Origin of the sequence: Peribacillus muralis, assembly GCF_001645685.2 — a bacterium.
Classification (GTDB): Bacteria; Bacillota; Bacilli; order Bacillales; family DSM-1321; genus Peribacillus; species Peribacillus muralis_A.
In genome coordinates, this window is sequence record NZ_CP017080.1 from 681,230 (window position 1) to 700,518 (window position 19,289).

Below are 19,289 nucleotides of genomic sequence, written 5' to 3' on the forward strand. Positions count from 1 at the left end.
ATGACTCATGTATACGATTCTAAACCCAGATTTAGATGTGGTAGGAATACTAGATTTAGAGGGTAAGGGGTGTAAGTTTTATAACGATTTGAAATCCACTAAACTCGCTGACGATCAGGGGAAAATTTGGAGTGATACGTTAACTATTTCTGTACCTTATGGATACCGAGAAACAGAGTATATGACGCAAGGTCATCACCTCCTTAAGGAGGCTGGAGACGGGCGTTTTTATTGTTATCGGATATTTGACTGGGAAGATTCAGCGATAGGTCCTGTGCACGTCAAGACTGTACAAGCTATTAATCTTCTAGCTTGGGACTTATCGCACAAAAATGTACCGGCTAGAACATTCTCAGCCGCGACTAGTCGTGATGGATTTGATCATATTCTGAAACAAACTGGTTGGGAAGTAGAGGAAGACGATTTCTTTGGCGGTACTAAAACGCTAGAGATAACCGCCGGTAACAACGGTATGTATTGGGCCGACTATTTGATTCAAGAATTCAACATTGAAATTCGTGCATATGTACAACTATATAACGGAAAAGTCTCAAGAATGTTAATCGATCTTGTTGACGAGTTAGGCGATTCGGATGGCCGGAGGTTCGAATACTCACACGGTTTAGCCGGTGTAAGTCGTAGAGGCAGCGATCAGGAAATGTATACTAAGCTTTTCGTCTATGGTGGGAATAACAAAGACGGCATTCCCGTCTCTATATCAAGCGTTAATAATGGCAGAGATTATATTGTGGACGACGATGCAAATGATCTTTATAACAATGGCGGACCATATCTAGAAGGTTATATCGTTAATGACCAAATCCAAAACCCGAGTGGACTATTGGAATGGGGTAAACGACAACTTGATAATTGGAATCATCCTAAGTTCACATATCAGGTCGATGTCGCTCAACTGGATTTCATACCTAATATTGGAGACCATATGCAAGTCTTAGACTTCTCGATGCAACCCGAAATGACGGTATCGGCTAGAGTAATTCAATTAGATGAAAGTGAAGCTAATCCGATCGACACCAAAGTTATTTTGGGTGAATTTGTTGAAATCGTGACCATTACACCTAGGGATATTTGGGATTTACAAGCCAAAGCCTCACAAGCACAACAAGCTGCAGAAGCGTCTAAAGGATATAGGCTTGAATATTTCACTCCCGACGGTACGGATTTCGCTGATACAACGAGTACTAAAAGAATAGTTATTCGGGTTTATTGGGGAACCCTTAACGTCACGGAAAAAATACAACCTTTCGATTTCAGTTGGCAGAAGATTGATTCGGTTGGGGCTCATGATACTGTATGGGAAGAAGCACATGACGGAGTAGGAAATATCATAGAAGTCGGACCTGAAGTCGTTGGTTGTACCATTCGTTGTCAGGTTAACACGGAAGATCTTGATAGTGCTAAGCCGACTTTATATGCGGAGGAGACCGATGCCGCCTATTTTGCCACTTTACAAATGACTGCTCCGTCTGGTTGGACTGATTTTAATAAGAGTGTGGCCCAATACGCACAAGTCGATTATCCAAGACAAGAAATATATTGGAGTCAGAAATATTACGGTGACAAGAGACATGACGAGGACAATGCGGCAAACCATGAAAGCTACACCATAACAAGAACCGATATGACCGGTGTTATCAAGGATCGAATGTGGTGTATACGAGCCGGCCATGGAGCACAGTTTGGAATCGAATATGTCAGCGGTAAAATGTGGATATGGTCATATTACAAGTATGTTGCTAAAAATGAATGGTATGTTGTCAGATTTCCGTATACTCCAAACAAAATATTGGATTGGGGCGATCCTTCAATTCAGGTTTTAGTAAAAACACCGGTTCCTTATCGAACAAATTTAGACAATCGTAATGGATATGTATTATGTGCGTTTGGTGTAGCTGATCCAGGTATGCATGTGTTTAAGAAAAGTGATATTTTAAAAGGTATTTTGAATCCTGTCTATGCCATGAAAGCTTCGGATATCGACTTTTTTGGGAAAGAGCAAACCTATCAAAGTACTTGTTTAGATTTCCCGTATATTTACTTCACAAGTGGTAGCTTCACTATCGATAAAGACCAAAAATGTCTTTATTGTATCGACGTGCGATCGAAAAGCTTAGTCTATAGAATTGTCTATACGTTCGACAAGGGTACTATTCAAGAAATAAAGGATACACCTTTCCATGAGCCGGAAACAATCAGTGTTTATTATGACGATACCGGTAAAAAATGGCTCATCCAGGGATTCGCTTTCGGAAATGAAATTATAGAGAGTAGTCAAAGAACCAATCAATTATACAGAATCAATGAGCATAAACGAGGTGAGTAATTGTGCCTTTAACGGGTAGCGTAGATATACCATTTACGAATTCAACAAAGGTTGCTAACGATGCGGTGGAGACTGCTGAGAATTCTGAGGTTTTAGCATTTGAAGCCAGGAATAAAGCAGAAGCAGCGCAAGCAGCCGCAAACACAGCCCTTACATCAGCCAATGGTAAAAATACGAATTACTACGATAAATCACCGCCAGAGAATCCGAAAGGCGGTGATTTATGGTTTAAGCCTAGTGATGATGGTTCAGTAACGCCTTTGCAATTTAATGGCACGACATGGCTAAGTGTTACTGATGCAATCGCACAAGCAGCAAAGGATATAGTAGATAGTTGGACGGCACCAGACGGAACTAGCATGAATGGAGCAAAGATTGATGGAGCCTCTATCAGTGAAGAAAAGATGAAATGGTCAACACATTTGATTTTCTAATTTGGGGAGGAAATGAGCATGTTAAAAAAATATATTAAAAGAATCGTATCTGGGGTTATTTCCGATGAGTTTGCAAGTGTTAGAGAGACAATGAATCAAGAGTTTGCCAGCGTATTACATGACGTAACATATCGAATGGGTCAATTAAGGGAACTGGGTGCAGGAGTCGCACTTGATGGACGAAGGATACAAACATCAGATTTGAACTTAGCATCGCACATGATTGATGGTTACACCGTTGCGAACAATAGACCATCGGCTGGATCAGTAGCATGGACAGATATAAATATTGTGTATAAAGGCAATACCTACACATTAGCTAATGGTAACACGAACAAAAAGTACTTATGGTGGAAATTTTCAGCGTCTCCAAACACTGTATTGCAGGTGTCGGATACGAAACCAACGCTCACTAATGATGATGTCTTAGTTGGTATCAATGACGGTGGTACGTTTACAAGCACCATGACTGCAGGTAAGTTAACACCTGGTGGAGCATTAATGGATGGGTCTATTGGTTCCGGAGAATTGGCTACGGGTGCCGTTATCACATCCAAAATCGCCAATGGCGCGATCGGATCAACTCAAATGGGCGATGGAGCAGTAACCGAGGTTAAGCTAGGCGCGGGGGCTGTAACAACCGCAAAAATTGGTTCAGGGGCAGTAGGTAGTGCTCAAATTGGTTCAGGAGCAGTAACGTCCGGTAAAATTGGAGCGAATGCAGTTGGAACGACGGAGATTGCTACAAACGCAGTAACTACAGCTCAGGTTGCGCCGAACGCTATAACAGGAACCGAAATTGCTTCAGGTGGGGTAACGGCAGGCAAGATCGCGGCAAACGCAGTAACAGACACAACAATAGCTACAGGTGCAGTAACTTCAGGTAAGATCGGGACCGGTGCAGTCGGAAGTACAGCGTTGGCTTCAGGTGCAGTAACTTCAGGTAAGATTGCCGGCGGTGTTGTTGGATCAACCGAATTAGCAAATGGAGCTGTAACGTCAGGAAAACTAGGAAGTGGAGCTGTCGGAGCTGGCAATATCGCTAACGGAGCAGTCGGTAGCGCACAACTAGGGGCAGGATCTATCGCTGAGGATAAATTGAACTTGGCTACTCATTTCCTCTTCTAAAAAGGAGTGATACAGCATGAATGTGCTTGATAATAGCCCGTCTACTGGTTATATCTCGTGGACGGGTGTCAATATTAGTTATAAAGGGAAAACCTATAAAATAGCAGATGCCAACACTAATTTAGCTTATATTTATTGGAAATTTAGTGATCCTCTTAGCTTTTATGGTAGCAATACTTATCCGACTCTTGGCGATGACGATCTATTAGTATTCGTTAATAAAAGTGGCACCCATTTGGTAGTCCCTAATACGACTATACTAGATGGGTCTTTATTTGTTCCAGGAAGTATTCTTGCAAATGCTCTAGCTGCAAATTCAGTAACCGCAGATAAAATATTAGCAGGAGCTATTTCAGCTGGTAAGTTATCAGTAAATGCCGTTGGTGCTGACAATATAGCAGCCAATGCTGTTATCACAGACAAATTAGCCGCAGGTGCTGTTGATGTTGGTAAAATAGCAGCCGGTGCCGTAACGTCTAATACCATAGCAGCAAACGCTATCGGAGCCAACCACATAGCAGCAAACGTAATCACCACCAACAAAATGGCTATTGCTGACTTCACAAACTTAGTTCAAGTTGATTCTGAAAGTTTCCCAAATGGTAATCCAACGGTAGACATTAACAATCTTAGATATTTTAAGATTGGACCGTCGGCATATTCTAGACTTCTCCTAGCCCAATCGATAATGCAGGAATTTAAAGTCGGAGATGAGTACTATTTCGGAGGGGTTGGTTATAAGGAAGCTGCTATAACTAATGTGTCTGTAATTATAAGATACTTTTATAGCGACGGAAGTTATGCTAATGCCGGAAGTGCAATCGTACCATTAACGGCTTCTACGGCTAAGTTCGGTATCGGTGTCAAAATAACAACTGATATAGACCCAGTTAAGACTTTAAGTCGTATAGATATATCCTTTGAAAAAGATGCTTCAACAACTGGATATTTCTATATGCGACAGTTAGAAATTCGAAAACGGTATGCCGGTGAACTAATTGTAGATGGATCTATTACGGCTACGCAATTAAAGGTTGATAAGTTATCTGCTCTTGCTTCCGATCTTGGCGATATGAGAGGTGGTACCTTAAACATATCTAATAATAACACTAATTGGATACAAGGCACTACCTTTGTGAGAATGGATAAAGGTCAAATATGGGTAACCGATAAAAATCCGGACGATACTGATCGAAAAAACGCTGATGATTTACACATTGAAGATGGAGCCCTATGGATGACCCGACACGGTAATGACACCTATGGTGAGTTTGGAATGAGTATGGCTCCACACTATTTTTCGTATCATCAGGATGATCCCGTAACTGGTAGAACCGTATATCGAACAACATTAACTGCTGCACTATTTGAAAATCCTGAAATTACTACTGAGACTTTGAACGCGAAATGGGCGAACGTTAATGGTTTATTAGAGATTGTTGGTGCATTGCGAATAGACGGTCCAATCGTTATGTTTGGTACTGGCTTTTTTGACATGAATAATAATCAGCTTCAGAACGTTGACCGAATTACCTTTGCTGATGCTGGAGGCAATGAAGGTCTAGAATGGTTAGGCGGTAACGGTTGGAAAATATTTGAGTCTCCTGATGATGCTTCTAATGCAAAAGGACCACTTCAATTTTTTACAGGTACAGTTAGACGAGCAACCATCGGAGCTACTGGTAACTTTTATATTACAGGTAATCGTTTTCTGATTCAAAATTCCGGTGGTAGTTATGAGGCTGAAGGAACTCTGGTAATGAAAAATGCATCAACGGGAACTGAGTTATCGATTGCTGGTACCTCTGCAAGTCCATATATTATGTCTCCGGCATTATATAGTCGTACGTACTCTGATGCGCCTAATGCGTTCATAACGAGTAACGGTGTACTTGGGCGATCCACATCGGCATCTAAATATAAGATAGGAATAGAAAAGTCGAAATTTGATGCGCACAAGATATTACAACTTAATCCTAAAACATGGTACGACAAATCAGCAACTGAGGCATACGCCGATGCATTGACTGCTGAACTATCTGGAGAAGAAGTAGATTGGGATAAGGTAGATATTCCTGAAGTTAAAAGAGTGCCAGGTCTTATTGCTGAAGACGTCATCGAGGCAGGACTTCCAGAATATGCTTCCTACGGTCCGTATAAAGAAGATGGAACACGCGAAGTAGAAGGGTTAATGTACGACCGCCTTTGGACTTTGCTTATTCCCGTTGTCCGTGAACAAAAAGAAGAAATTGCTTCACTGAAGGATAAAATCAAACAAATAGAAACAGCAACAGAAGAAAAAATAACTACTCAGCAACAAACTATAGAGAATATGGCAGCATTAATGGCAAAAATGGAACAAAGAATAGCTGCATTAGAGAATTAAAGTTTTTTTCAGCAGAATAAAGGTTAGGAAAACAGGTTCATTCACATTAGATATCAGCAATACATCCAAGTCTGCTCTTAATAAGGGAAGGCTTTTTACTATTTATAAATTTCATCCTAGACATATATACAGAGAGAGAATTTTCATGTTAAAGGGGGTCATGAACATTGGAGGAGATGGACATGCCACAAAGATTAGACAATCATGAGCAACGTATATCACAATTAGAAACCAATTATGGCGAGGTCATCAATAAAATTAGCAGCATGGAAAAGGGACAATTGGAGATCCAAAACGTAGTCCTTAAATCCTCGGGCGATCAGAAAGATTTACTTAATAAATTAATCGAGCACAGCCTGGGGATTACTGTTAAGCAAGAAGAAACGAAAGGGGAAGTTTCTAAGTTAAAGATAAGTTCACGAAAGGAAATTGTTTTAGGTTTACTTGGTGGAGGAGGATTCGTAGGAATTCTTACAGCTGTTATTGCATTTTGGGGAGAAATTACAAATACATTTGGAGGTTGATCACATGGATAACGAAGTCATGCAACAGGTTTTAATCTTTACAACGCTCCTGGCACCAATCGTCGCGGGGGCCGTACAGGTGGTAAAACAGACCGTAACCTTACCAAACAACGTACTGCCAATCTTAAGCTTGGTAATTGGTCTTGCGGTAGGATCTGTTGCTTTTCCTTTCACAGATATGGATTTAGTTTTAAGGCTATGGGCCGGAGCTTTTGCAGGATTAGGAGGTACCGGTCTTTATGAGTTAGTTGCTAAAAGAGAAGGATCTTCAAGATAAGCTGCCCATCATCGGGCGGCTTTTTATTACGACTTTAAATTAAAAGGAGACGATGGAAAATGAACTTTACAAACCTTCCACAATTGGTTGATATGAGAGGTAAATTAAAATCAAAGGGTACTTATTCAAAACGCACAAAAGCTATCACTCACCGTGTTTGGCACCATTCTTTAACCAAAAAGAATTTGGCGGGCTCCGATGCTGCAAGCTTTGCTGATTACCATGTGGGTACACTAGGATGGCCTGGATGTGGGTATGCGTTGGTTATTGAGCCTAAGAATTTAATTGATACTCCAAACGGAAAAAGGGCTAGAATTGTATATTCAAACGATATTAACAACCGGACTTATCATGTGGGGGACAGCAATCAATTTTCATTAGGGATCTGCGTTGCTGGTGATTACCGATACGACACCATGGACGAAGCTACCCTTGCAAGTATCGCGGAACTCCACGCTGCGCTTGTTAAAGATGGCATCGGCCAATACGATAAAGCTCATAATGAAATGCCAGGTTATAGCTGGAAAGCCTGCTGTGAGTACAACTACAGAGAAGCATTTGATTGGAAAGGTGCCAAAACACCAACCAAACCAGCGCCTGCTCCAGATGTTTACACCATCCAGGAAGGTGATACCTTATGGAGCATTGCACATAAGGATGGTACTGGAGGCGTACAGGTGGCCGACTTAATTAAAGCAAACCCTGGTATTAATCCAACCAAATTGAAAATTGGTCAGAAAATTAACTTCGGTATTGCAAAAGATTTTGTAGCGAAACCTGGAAATGTCATAAAACCAGATATAAAAGTGGAAGTTACACCGAAGGCGATTGTTCCTTACCCAGGGATTGTATTGAAGGAAGGCGCGAAAGGAATGAAAGAAGTCGATATAAAACGTGTCCAGCGCGCGTCTGGAATGGCTGAAAAGGACGTTGATGGTAAATATGGACCTAAAACTACGAAAGTCGTTAAAGCTTATCAGAAAAGGCATGGTTTAAGCCAGGATGGACGAGTTGGTCCTGACACATGGAACCGTATGTTTTAAATTGAAATAGAGCTTATATAGTACTCCGACTGAGCCCTTACTCGCATTGAGTAGGGGCTTTTTTTTTGCTGTTTTAACTATAGAAAAAGCCACTCTAATGAGTGACTCTATCTTTTTAAGCAAATGCCACAGCCTCTTTTAAATCTTTTTGCAATGAACTAATATAAGCATTTTCATATTCGTGTTTTGCTTTGGTTACTTTAATTTTAATGTTTAACTTGAATTTGAATGGTTTATTTAAGTACCATTGAGAAAGTTCTAACATTAATTCATTGTAAGAAAACGCTCCTGACTTAAACAAAACATAAAATATTTTTAATTTATTACTAATAATTTTTTCAATTTGATGCCTATCTGCTGAAGATAGAGTTCGATCCTTCTTAATACTCTTCATGATTTTATTCTTGCTTTTGTATATTTTGTTTGTTCCTTTAAAAGGCATGATTAAAAATAGATACAAAAAGCTCAATGTTAAAAAGAAGCTAGTAAAAGGATGTTTGCTAAATGAATGAACATTAACAAACGTAAATAATACGAAAAGTAAAACCGCGAATAATAAAGCAATTAATACATTACCTATCAAATACATGTATAATCCCTCCGTTCAAGCTATATTTTCTTTTTCACTTTCCTCTTTATTGGCATTTACTTGAAGGTATACTAAATGGTCAAATAAAATAGTAACCATAAATATTGCTACATAGATTAGTGTGGCAATTAATATATATCTATCATAACCAATTGAGAATGGTACTGGCAATGAATAATCCTTATTAATTACAAAACTCTTTTTTGCATTCATAGTTAATATACCGAAAATACCTAAGATATTTGTTATTAATACTGTACATCCAAGACCATATATAATTCTTACTATCCAATAAACTATATTATCAAACTTCACAAGTAGAAATTTGTGTAGCTCTAGTATGTAAGGAGTAAGGAAAATTGTATGGGTGATAAACAAATTTTTCAAATCCCCAGGGACGCCACCTACATAATTTATAAGAAATAAACTTGCCACTAACACTATGCACTTGATAGACTTCAAAATTTTTGCCTCCACAAAAGTACTATTCTCTTAATATACCATTTCTTTAGGCAAAAGGATATATGGACTTAAATAATACAGAAGCCCTTTTCTTAGTGATAGGTGGCATTTTTAATTCAAGCAATTATATGGTTTCAATATTGTGGAAACTAGGTATTTAAAAGGGGGTATTAACTAATATTTTCCTTTTATAGGTATAAAGAATCTTTCTGGAATGCGAGCAAACCAATACTATAGAATTAGTTTTATTCACTTTTGGAGGGATATAATGACAATCGCATTATCAATAAAAATAAATGATGGAATTGTTTTAGCTGCTGATAGCGCAACTACAATCACTGAGTATCACAATGGGCAGGAATTAAAGAGGGTATACAATAATGCTAATAAAGTGTTACAGTTACACAAAGAAATCCCTGCTGGTTTAATAACTTGGGGTAATGGTAGTATTGGCAAAGAGTCTATAGCTACAATTGTAAAGAATTATCGGGAATTAATAAGTACTGGGGAAGACAAAATAGATAAAAATCATTATACATTAGAGGACCTTGCAAATACTTTTCATTCTTTTATACTTGAAAAGTATAAGAATGAATATTCTCATTTGAAAGGTAATGGACCTTATACGGGTTTTACCATTTCTGGATATTCTGCAAATGCTAGTTATGCGGAAGAATGGAGAGTTGAATTAAACGGCATGATAGAAAATCAGCCATTTTTACTTTCAAGCCAAGATCATACTGGAATGAAATGGGCAGGTCAACCAGAAGCAATATCCAGATTGGTCAATGGGTATTCTATGCAATTACAAAGTGTTCTTTTGTCAACTGGGATTCCTGAGGATCAAGTTGACATTATTATGGCTCAAGTTGGTAACCAGATATCTTCTCCAATTATTAATGCACCTATGCCTATAAAGGATGCAATAGATTTAGCAGATTTCCTTATTGATATGACTGCAAAATTCTCCACATATACTGCAGGTGATCAATCAGTTGGTGGTCCTATTGAAATTGCTTCAATTACCAAACATGAAGGCTTCAAATGGGCTAAAAGGAAATTATATTTTACAAGTGATTATAATTTTTAGGAGATGTTGTTTTGAAAACTTTAAACCCCAAATTAATAAATGCTAATCAAACAAATCAAAGAAATCAACAACAATCAGGCAGTTATATCTATTCTAAAATTAGTGAGATAAACTATAAAAATAATACTAGGTCTAATAATCAAACATGTGCAACCACTTATAGCCAAAAATATAAATAAAAATTAAAAGCCCCTCTCATTTTGAGAAGGGCTTGTTTTTTGATTAAATAGACCTGACTGTCCTAACTAACTCCGTAATGTCATTTTCCCCGTTATAAATTACCTGATCAATTCTAAAGTCCTCGCTAATGGAAAAACTCATTTTAATCTCCCGAATCCATTCATAAGCTGCAATAGCGGCTGCCCAATCCGGATCTTTTTTAAAATCAGAATTCGATACGGGAAAGCTTCCACTTTTTAAGAATTTCGTATTATTTGATTGTAAATAAACCTTGATATTTATATTCATAATATTACTCCGGAAACTGGATCAATTCCTCATAATCTTCTGCAACAATCTTATAATTATGAGAATTGAAATCTTCCCAGTTTATATTTTCAAATGTATTTCTGGTCAGCCTGATTTTTAGTACATTTTGATCTGATGTGTTTCCAGTTGAATCCGTAACAGGGAGTTGCCAAAACAAAACAGCTTCTTCTACATATGTATTTTCAAACAAATTTTGAAATACTACATTGCTATCTTCAAATAATCCATTGGCTGTCATCTTAGCCGTGAGATTTTCACTTCCCAAAAGTGTAAGAATAACAATATTATCGTCTTCCGTATCGGTCCCCATATGTTCATTGACCTCTAAATTGACAATATTAAAATCATTATCTTCGGTAAGTTGATACTCTATATGATATTTTAAGTCCTCTGTAGTGTACTCTTCCGTATCTTCTTCCGTCGATACTTCTGTATCATCCCGAGGTGATAATAGTCCATACTCAAATTTCGTTTCTACTGTTTTATCATAAGTAAAGTCCAATATTACATATGCATCATTTTCAACACCATTTTCACCATCGAAATTATATTCAACAAAATCATCGAATTTATCCTGGCTTTTTTCTTTTCCACCTACGATGGTTTTAACCTCTTCAAGAGTCATACCCTCTTTAATTTTGTTATATTCCCCCTTTGTAATTTTTGCTGTTTTCTCTTCTGGTACTACCGAAGATTCTGCATCTTCAATGGCTACTGCGATAAATGCAACAACAAAAAGTAAAATGAATGACCCGGCCGATGACAATAACATTTTCTTAACTTTCCCTGTTTTTCTAATAGCTGATATGCCTGCGGCAATAATAAAAAATATAGTAGCCACAATACAAAGTAATCCTAAAAACGCCAACATTGCTTTCCCTCCATCTACTTTATCATGTGATCAGTCTTCATTGTCTTCATATAAATCATCGACCTTCACACCTAATAATTTAGCTTGTCTGTAAGCTATTTCAATCCTAGAGGATATTCTCATATTTATCCATATTGAGATTTGTAATGATAAAAATCCTATAACTCCAGTTGCGTACTTACTTTCTAGCTAATATTAAAAGGAGACCTTTGATATTATGGTCTCCTAATTTTATACTATGGAACTAACGCATCCGTTAATTGAAGAAAATCATCATTTTATTGAAAAATTGAAATCAATCCTTTCTTGAAAGGAAAATTATTCGTTTTAAAAACAGATCCAAATAAGTACTAAAATACTATTTTATTGTTAAAATGATTAATTTTATAAAAAATACCAATTTTATGTTATACTGATATATGTGTTTAAATAAACACCAATATTTAAAAATAATAATAAGGTGATGAAAAAGATGAAAAAAACAATTAATCTAGGGGTAGCAACAATGCTAGCTTTAGGAGCCGTAGGCGGAACTTTTGGATCTTTAACAACTACTGCTCATGCAAGTGAAAACTCTTCAAACGAAATTACAGAAGTACCAAATGCCACAGAAGTTGAAGATACTACAACATTAATTTCAGAAATAGAATCTTACATACATAAAGATGCGCAAGGCTTTTTATATGTCGACAGTGACATTCCAATAGATTTATATAATGAATATAAAGTAGATTTATTGGAAGAATATTTTGAAGAAATTAATGAGCAAGTGGCAAATGGGCAAGTGGAAGTAAATGATGATTTATCCATCATCGATAAATCGTTTACAACATTTGCTAGTAAAGGCTACACGTCCAAAAAATTTTGGTGGGGAGAACGCGCGACATATACTAATGCCCAAACAAAAAAAACAGTGGGCCAATTAGAGGATGCAGGAATCGATATCGCTTTTATTGGGGCTGCATACTTATTGCTTCCTCCTATAGCAGGGGGTGTGGGCTTAACGTCAGCCTATTGCGGGAAACTGGCCAAATCAATGAAATCGAAAAACAAAGGAAAAGGTGTTATAGTCGATATGACTTGGGCTTTAGCATATAAAGTTAAATCTAGATAAATGAAGTGGTGTCTATATGATCTTTAATTTGTTTCTATTATTTTTTATTATTTTAAGTTTTATATATATCTATCTATTTTATTCTAAAAAAATAAAATTTAAAAAAAGATATATGGTAGCATATCTTGTTCTACTATTAATTTTTATTTGGTTATTAAAAAAATAAAAGACTCGAATAAAAAGAGGGAATATTTAAATCGAATTCCCTAGTGACGGAGGCTACTCCAGAAAGGGTCCGTATGAATCGCTCCTTCTTACTCTGCTTGTTGTTAGCATCCTTGCTTACAAGCAGAGTAAGAAGGAGAAGGGACCGGACGACGAGTTATGGATAGAGAAAGGGAAACCCCACTTCTAATGGCGGGATTTCCCTTTCTTCATTTTTGACGAGGTGCTTCCCATTCCAGCCGGCTTTGTCTCGTATGAATTCCTTCTTTTCACGCTTGGTTATAAGGAACATATAAAAAAACAGCCAATAGGCTGTTTTTTTTTGTTTACTGTTTATTCGAACTGTGCATCTTTACTTTCGATGGAACTAAAAAACTCCCGAATAGCTTCTTATATAATTTGGTTTGTGTAACTATTCTTGTTCCGCAATAGTTACCTTTTTTGGGATAGGGTTAGGTTTAGGGTCAGTTATTTAATATCCATTTTAATAGTTTTAAAGTGTTAGCCCAGTAGTACTCTGCATTAAACCAAGTAATTAATGGTCCTTATTGATTTTTTTCCAGTCAGTAGCTCTCAAAAAGTTATTTGATGCTTTTATTGAATGGAATTTTGATTTTAGTGAAACTAATCCTCTAGAAGTTTGAATGATCGAGTAACCTAAAGTTTCCGAATACCAAATATCTCCTTGTACAGATCGTTTAATCATTTCCCAAGTTTTCAATTGTATCCCCCTAGGTCCTGTAAAAGATTATATTCAGTTCAGAGCCCTTTAGTTACCGCACAGTTTGCGTCAACTGCGTGATACATCTTAATGAACTATCCTGCCCCGTTAGTTCCATAAGAAATATGATCCATGGCCAGAAAAAACCTTATCTGCAATTAATTGTCTATAAAATCAGCATCAAAGTAAAGATCATTCATAAGCTTGTTCACAATCCCGTTGAAGTAAGCAAATTGTCCTTTACGCATATTCACTCCACTTTTCACCTTCATAGCAAATTCCTTGAACGCTTTAGTGCCGATTTCTATTTCCTGATCCCTTGTGAATGCTCTTTTGTTAGTAGAATAATCAACCACTCTATTACACTGCCTAATTACCTTCCAAAACTCTTGTATAGTTTCAGCTTCTTCGTAGAAAGAACCTACTAGATTACTAAATAGACCCGGAACCCAATGGGCTACAAAATTTGCTTTGTTTAAAGAGTTTTCTAGAGATTTATCCACATGAGAGAATTGAGTAACGGCTTTACGTTTATTGTTTTTAATATTTTGTTTTAAGAAAGATGTAGTTGTTTTAATGGCCGGACACTTCTTGGTCATTTTCACAGGGTTCTTGCCGGTCATTTCATCATTTACAGGCTGAATGATAATAGCATTAGCTGTTTGCATCATATCACTTTTCCTCTTCATAGGTACCTGGCGGATCATGCCGAGTTCTTCAAGTTTCTTCATTAAACGTTGAACAGTTTTATAAGAAATTTCAAGCTTGGCTGCAATTGTATTCTTACACATATAGCTCACACCAAGTTGCTTGCAGCTATGACGCTTCAAAAGCTCCAACAATGCAATTAGTCTGGATTGTACATCTGAACGTTTAATGTCCACACGAATGACGTCCCTGTAAACTCGTACGGTTTTATTTAATTCTTCAATAACTGTGAAAGAAGATAGGTTGTTATATGATTCTTCATTTGATATTACGTCAATACGTTTCTTCATTTTGCAGTCTCCTTAGACAACAAAAAGCAACGGCCCTGGGTGAGCAAACCGTTGCTAAGAAACCCATGATGTAATAAACTACATCTAAGGGTACAGCAAGTGTTTGCCTATCGTGAGTAGGCGGACGGTATAATTAGTGGTCCAACACTATTTATACACGCTGTGCTTTTTTGTGTTTTCCGGTAGACGCAAGGAATGTTTTTAGTCGATGGAGGTGTGCCTCCGCCGACCCAAATCGCAGTGATTTGTCCCAGCGCAGTCAAAGTTGCGGTTCCGCTGCCGATGGCCGTGCCAAATAGTTTGGCAACGGAACCGGCTAAAGAAATGCCAGAGAAGCCCGAACCATCAAGGCCAGTGATGGCACCGATGCCGGTTAATGTTACGGCGGCGATCTCCTTCGTCAGAGGAACAGCGGCCGCTAAGGCGGCACCAAGGTCATTGACGATGCCGAGCGACGTTTTTGGTAAATAATCTCCGATGATTTGATTGAAGCCGGAATCACCTAAATAGAAAAATGCAGCGATCGGGATGACCGGTCCGAATACCTTGAAGCCAAATTGAAAGCCCTGAATCAAATAGGCCGTAGATTTTTCAAGGCCCTGCTGTTTATGCGCAAAAAGAGATAAAATCAGTAAAATGAAAACCGCCGTACCGCCAACCAACGCCGTCGCATCTCCGCCCTGCAGCTTCAAAATCGACAACGCCACCACATCGAGCAGAAATGCAAGTGGAATGAATACGGCAAAAAACTTCTTTTGGACCAGGGTGAGCAGTTCTTCACTTTCTGCTTGATCCTGGACGATGCCCACATTTTCCGTTGCCTTGATTCTTCCAAGTTTCATATCCCGCTTCAAGAGGATAAAAGCGGAGAGGGTAGTGACAACCCCCATCGTAATCACAAGGGGAATGCTGGCGGCGATGACATCACCGACTGGAATCGAAGCTGCATCCGCCGTCAGTTTGGGTGCAGCTTGAATGATGAAATCCCCTGATAGCGCTATACCGTGGCCAAATAGGTTCATGGCCATCGCCACGCCGAGTGCCGGCAAACCTGCTCGTAAAGCTACGGGAAGCAGGACCGCGCCAAGTAAGGCAACCGCCGGTGAGGGCCAGAAAAACCATGATATGATCATCATGATGATTCCAATTATCCAAAAGGCGAGGGCAGGATTCTTAATGAATTTCGCAAAAGGTGCAATCATGACATCATTGATTCCAGACTTGGTCAACACCGTGCTCATGGCGACAATGATGGAAATGATCAATATCGTGGACATTAATTCCGTGATGGCGAAAATGAAGCTGTTGAATATCCCGCTGATGGACGAAGCTAAACTGCCTGTAGCCACCAGCGCCAATAGGAAAATTCCAATGATGCAAATGAGGGTCGTATCCCGACGCTTTACCATAAATCCAATGATCAATGCAATGAATACAACATAAATCCAGTGGAGTGCAGACAACTCCAGTCCCATGATTCGTCCCCCTCATAAATGTGCCTAGTTACAGATTATGAAGGGATATCGCGGTGGTGATTGGTTTGAAGAATTTATGGGTGAACCTTCATTAGTTTAGTTACTATTCCCTTGAAGTTAGCAAATGGCCTTTAAATATGTACTAACCAAAAAATATCACTCCTTTCTCGAAACTGCCAGGTAACAATTAGGAAAGGAACAAGCTCAATAGTCACTATATCATTGGACTTGGACAAAAATGTGTGTGTGATATGGAAAGGAGCTTTCCTTTAGGTTTCTGATTTTGAAAAGTGGTTTTTAACGTAAGTTAAGAGATTGGCTCTAAGTGCTGATTGATATTTGGAAATAAGTTTTTCATTCCCTTTTTTTTGAAAACTTTATGCTCTTTTCCAACGTCTATTAATTAGTACCATTAAAAAGGAGGAGTTAATATGTTAAAAATTTTAGTATCAGGACTAACGGTTTTCACAGTGACTGGAGGCATTATGACAAGTGGAATGTGGGGAGAAGTACCAGAACAGAAGGGTTCAGCTCAAAGCGTAGAGATTGAAGGACAATTAGACTACTATGGTTATAAAGATTTAAAATCTCTAGCTCTAGCTTGGTATGATAATGGCTATACGAACCTTGATAACCCTAAGAAGATTCCCGTCGATAAAATCAACGGGTTACCTATCGGCCTTTCCAAAGATGACTATGTTAAGTTTGTGGTGGAACAATATGGCGAAGAATCGGGGAATTCAGCCTCACAGGTCACCTTTTTACATCAATGATTTAGACTCTTGATAGGGAACCATATATACAGGCTCAATAGCTTTTAAATAGTGCTGATCGTTATAAAGAAATGATGTTAAAAACCATACAAGGAGCGCGACTAACGTTTACGAGTGTTTCAAGTTTGTCTTCAGTCTAGGACCTTCTCCATTTGAATTAAGCTAGCCCTTACTCGCTTGAGTAAGGGCCAGCTTAGTTTTAAAAGAAGGACTAAAAACACCGAAATGACCTTATCAAAGTTTAAGGAAGCTCATGATATTTCTTTTGCTAAGAAGGATGGAAAAGATACTTTCACCAATTGTTTGCTGTTCTCTTGTCATTCTAAATATCCTAAATGTGAAAGGGCTATAAAATAATCCTTGAAATATCTATTTTCCAGGTTGCAAGCTTCTTTTTCATTTCCCATTAAGACAACTAATCTATGGAATAATCTCTCACTGTTTCCGATTGTTTTAAAATCGTTAAATCAGCCAGGTGTAATGTTATCCATTATCCCTGCATTATTTACAAGGATATCCAGTGAATTAAAAGCATCCATTGTCGTATTAATCATGGCATGTTTTGCAACATTCGCAACTACTCCGATTGCTTGTCCACCGTTTTCCTCGATGCTTTCACCCCCAATCGTGCGACTTTTTATGCTCATTATCCGGATAAAGAATCCTCGATTAATGAAATTATCGAAGAAAAGGTGGATGGATTTCTTCTAGCCTTTAGAGAACCGTATAAACAGTTGAGTGATTTAGGAAGGAGGAACTTGCCAATACATGTAATCAAGGTTTTTGATTATATGAAAAATAACTCGGAGATGTTCAGATTATTATTTAGTGATAATGCTTTTCTTGGTTTTCGGGAAAAGCTCTGTGAAGTTGTTGAAAGGGTTGTATTTACGGAATTGAACTTTATAGATTCATCATTTGAAAAAATCGATACATCCATATATGCCCGAACTCAGGCATACTCCTTCATAGGATTGATATCTTATTGGGTTGAGCACAATTTTCACATTCCCTCAACGTACATTGCAGATCAATATCAAAAAATCCATCATTACAGTCCCAAAAATATCAGTAGTAATCCTAGTTAGAATAAATGATGGGTATTGTTTGTTTATATTCCTTTTTTTCATAAGCATTTCGCGAATCATGGATCATGTACCGCTTTTGCAAAGCTTCGGTTGTTACATAAATGTAAAGGCATAACTTCTTTATTTTCAACCATACATCAAGTATTCTTAACTTGAATAGCAACTAATGTAAATGAGGGATAAGCCGTGAAGCAAGTATATAGCGATATCATACAATTTAGGGGAACGCATTATGAGTTTGGATACATGCAGGGGGAGGAGTTCAAGGATTCATTAACGGTAAAGAATCGTGAAGATCAGTGGAAAATCAGGCAGCCGCGATTTACGGTTGAGGAAGGGGAGGTCAAGCGGGCGATTACACAGTTCGCTCCTGGTGTGTGGGAGGAATTGCTTGGGATGCAGGAAGCGCTGAAATGGCCAATGGAGCGTGTGCTCCAAGAATTCGGAGGGTACCGATTGGATTATGTTCGATCTGGATGCTCGATCATGACGGGTGATGATTATCTGATTCGCAATTATGATTACCATCCAAAGACATATGAAGGACGTTATGTGTTATACGAGCCAACCGATCAAGGATATTCAAGCATCGGCCCAAGCCAGAGGGGGACTGGAAGGATGGATGCGATGAATGAAAAGGGCTTGGTGATTGGGTATAACTTCATGAATCGAAAAAATCCTGGAGATGGTTTCATTTGTTGCATGATTGGCAGGCTGATCGTTGAATCATGTGCGAACGTAGAGGAAGCGGTGGCAATGTTGAAGGAAATTCCCCACCGTCATTCTTTCACGTACGTCGTCTATGATCAAAGCGGAAGTACCTATATTGTGGAAACATCTCCGAGAAATGTGGAGGTGCGCACGGCAAATGCCTGTACCAATCACTTTGAGATCATGAAAAATGAAAATCGTCACCATCTGATCGATTCCAAACGCCGATTGGGGATCATTCAAGAACAAGAAGGGAGCCTCACGTCTGCCTACGAGGCATATCGCCTGTTCAATGATTCCAACCAAGGTGTTTTTTCGGATTTATATAGCAGCTGGGCGGGGACGATTCATACGTCCGCTTATTTGCCGAAGGACTTGAAGGCCTGGATTGCTTTAGGGGGCAATCAGGAGCCAACCATCATCGATTTTGCGAAGTGGCTTCAGGGAGAAGATGTTGCGCTGGATCGGATCATGGGTGTAATCGATACGGATATTCCCTTCGTGCATATGGATGAGGGAGCGAATTGGTTCCGGAATTGAGCCATGCTTTTTGTCCTGTGTTGGATCACGTTTATATGTAAAAGGCCCGATCCTTGGATTGGGCCTT

The 19,289-nt window shown here is 38.6% G+C and carries 19 protein-coding genes; 12 read left to right on the plus strand and 7 right to left on the minus strand.

The features are described from left to right. Positions 1–7: 7 nt before the first annotated feature. The 7 genes from ABE28_RS03245 to ABE28_RS03275 all read left to right on the plus strand — a co-directional run bounded on the left by ABE28_RS03245 (position 8) and on the right by ABE28_RS03275 (position 8,136). Entirely contained in the window at positions 8–2,344 is a 2,337-nt protein-coding gene (locus ABE28_RS03245; RefSeq protein ID WP_064463935.1) for a phage tail spike protein, read from the plus strand. Between the two features lie 2 nt (positions 2,345–2,346). Further along, positions 2,347–2,778, plus strand: a complete 432-nt coding sequence (locus tag ABE28_RS03250) for a hypothetical protein (protein WP_064463934.1) — start codon at positions 2,347–2,349, stop codon at positions 2,776–2,778. Between the two features lie 135 nt (positions 2,779–2,913). Next, positions 2,914–3,906, plus strand: a complete 993-nt coding sequence (locus ABE28_RS03255) for a hypothetical protein (protein WP_156775673.1) — start codon at positions 2,914–2,916, stop codon at positions 3,904–3,906. A 16-nt stretch (positions 3,907–3,922) separates the two neighbouring features. Next, the gene (locus tag ABE28_RS03260) at positions 3,923–6,292 is read left to right on the plus strand and encodes a hypothetical protein (RefSeq protein ID WP_064463930.1); all 2,370 of its coding nucleotides are present in this window, start codon (positions 3,923–3,925) and stop codon (positions 6,290–6,292) included. A gap of 167 nt (positions 6,293–6,459) precedes the next feature. Next, entirely contained in the window at positions 6,460–6,816 is a 357-nt protein-coding gene (locus ABE28_RS03265) for a hypothetical protein (RefSeq protein ID WP_064463928.1), read from the plus strand. A 19-nt stretch (positions 6,817–6,835) separates the two neighbouring features. Next, entirely contained in the window at positions 6,836–7,093 is a 258-nt protein-coding gene (locus tag ABE28_RS03270) for a holin (RefSeq protein WP_064464210.1), read from the plus strand. A gap of 59 nt (positions 7,094–7,152) precedes the next feature. Beyond that, on the plus strand, positions 7,153–8,136 hold the full coding sequence (locus ABE28_RS03275) for a peptidoglycan-binding protein (protein WP_064463926.1): 984 nt from the start codon (positions 7,153–7,155) through the stop codon (positions 8,134–8,136). A gap of 115 nt (positions 8,137–8,251) precedes the next feature. Here the strand turns inward: ABE28_RS03275 and ABE28_RS03280 are convergent, their stop codons facing one another. Both ABE28_RS03280 and ABE28_RS03285 read right to left on the minus strand, forming a co-directional pair. Further along, the gene (locus ABE28_RS03280; protein WP_064463924.1) at positions 8,252–8,725 is read right to left on the minus strand and encodes a hypothetical protein; all 474 of its coding nucleotides are present in this window, start codon (positions 8,723–8,725) and stop codon (positions 8,252–8,254) included. Positions 8,726–8,740: 15 nt separating this feature from the next. Then, positions 8,741–9,187 (minus strand): hypothetical protein, encoded by a 447-nt coding sequence (locus ABE28_RS03285; RefSeq protein ID WP_064463922.1) that lies wholly within the window; start codon positions 9,185–9,187, stop codon positions 8,741–8,743. Between the two features lie 268 nt (positions 9,188–9,455). Here ABE28_RS03285 and ABE28_RS03290 point away from each other — a divergent pair, with 268 nt between their 5' ends. Beyond that, complete coding sequence (locus ABE28_RS03290) at positions 9,456–10,277, plus strand: Ntn hydrolase family protein (protein ID WP_064463920.1); 822 nt, start codon at positions 9,456–9,458, stop codon at positions 10,275–10,277. 222 nt (positions 10,278–10,499) lie between these two features. Here ABE28_RS03290 and ABE28_RS03295 read toward each other — a convergent pair whose 3' ends face one another. Both ABE28_RS03295 and ABE28_RS03300 read right to left on the minus strand, forming a co-directional pair. Continuing rightward, entirely contained in the window at positions 10,500–10,745 is a 246-nt protein-coding gene (locus tag ABE28_RS03295; protein ID WP_064463918.1) for a hypothetical protein, read from the minus strand. Between the two features lie 4 nt (positions 10,746–10,749). Further along, a complete protein-coding gene (locus tag ABE28_RS03300) occupies positions 10,750–11,637 on the minus strand; it encodes a hypothetical protein (protein ID WP_064463916.1) in 888 nt (295 codons plus the stop codon). Between the two features lie 472 nt (positions 11,638–12,109). On the opposite strand from ABE28_RS03300, the gene ABE28_RS03305 reads away from it, so the two are divergent. Beyond that, entirely contained in the window at positions 12,110–12,751 is a 642-nt protein-coding gene (locus ABE28_RS03305; protein ID WP_064463911.1) for a hypothetical protein, read from the plus strand. Between the two features lie 1,044 nt (positions 12,752–13,795). On the opposite strand, the gene ABE28_RS03315 is transcribed toward ABE28_RS03305, so the two are convergent. Both ABE28_RS03315 and ABE28_RS03320 read right to left on the minus strand, forming a co-directional pair. Next, on the minus strand, positions 13,796–14,635 hold the full coding sequence (locus ABE28_RS03315; protein ID WP_064463907.1) for a helix-turn-helix domain-containing protein: 840 nt from the start codon (positions 14,633–14,635) through the stop codon (positions 13,796–13,798). A gap of 107 nt (positions 14,636–14,742) precedes the next feature. Beyond that, complete coding sequence (locus ABE28_RS03320; protein ID WP_257390692.1) at positions 14,743–16,110, minus strand: hypothetical protein; 1,368 nt, start codon at positions 16,108–16,110, stop codon at positions 14,743–14,745. A 431-nt stretch (positions 16,111–16,541) separates the two neighbouring features. On the opposite strand from ABE28_RS03320, the gene ABE28_RS03325 reads away from it, so the two are divergent. Then, complete coding sequence (locus tag ABE28_RS03325; RefSeq protein ID WP_064463905.1) at positions 16,542–16,883, plus strand: hypothetical protein; 342 nt, start codon at positions 16,542–16,544, stop codon at positions 16,881–16,883. A gap of 467 nt (positions 16,884–17,350) precedes the next feature. On the opposite strand, the gene ABE28_RS25415 is transcribed toward ABE28_RS03325, so the two are convergent. Next, entirely contained in the window at positions 17,351–17,530 is a 180-nt protein-coding gene (locus ABE28_RS25415; protein ID WP_064463903.1) for a hypothetical protein, read from the minus strand. A 45-nt stretch (positions 17,531–17,575) separates the two neighbouring features. On the opposite strand from ABE28_RS25415, the gene ABE28_RS26010 reads away from it, so the two are divergent. Together ABE28_RS26010 and ABE28_RS03340 are read left to right on the plus strand one after the other, a co-directional pair. Continuing rightward, positions 17,576–17,971 (plus strand): TetR-like C-terminal domain-containing protein, encoded by a 396-nt coding sequence (locus tag ABE28_RS26010; protein WP_373921316.1) that lies wholly within the window; start codon positions 17,576–17,578, stop codon positions 17,969–17,971. Positions 17,972–18,157: 186 nt separating this feature from the next. Next, positions 18,158–19,222, plus strand: coding sequence for a C45 family autoproteolytic acyltransferase/hydrolase (locus ABE28_RS03340; protein ID WP_064463899.1), 1,065 nt, complete (start codon positions 18,158–18,160; stop codon positions 19,220–19,222). Positions 19,223–19,289 lie beyond the last annotated feature (67 nt).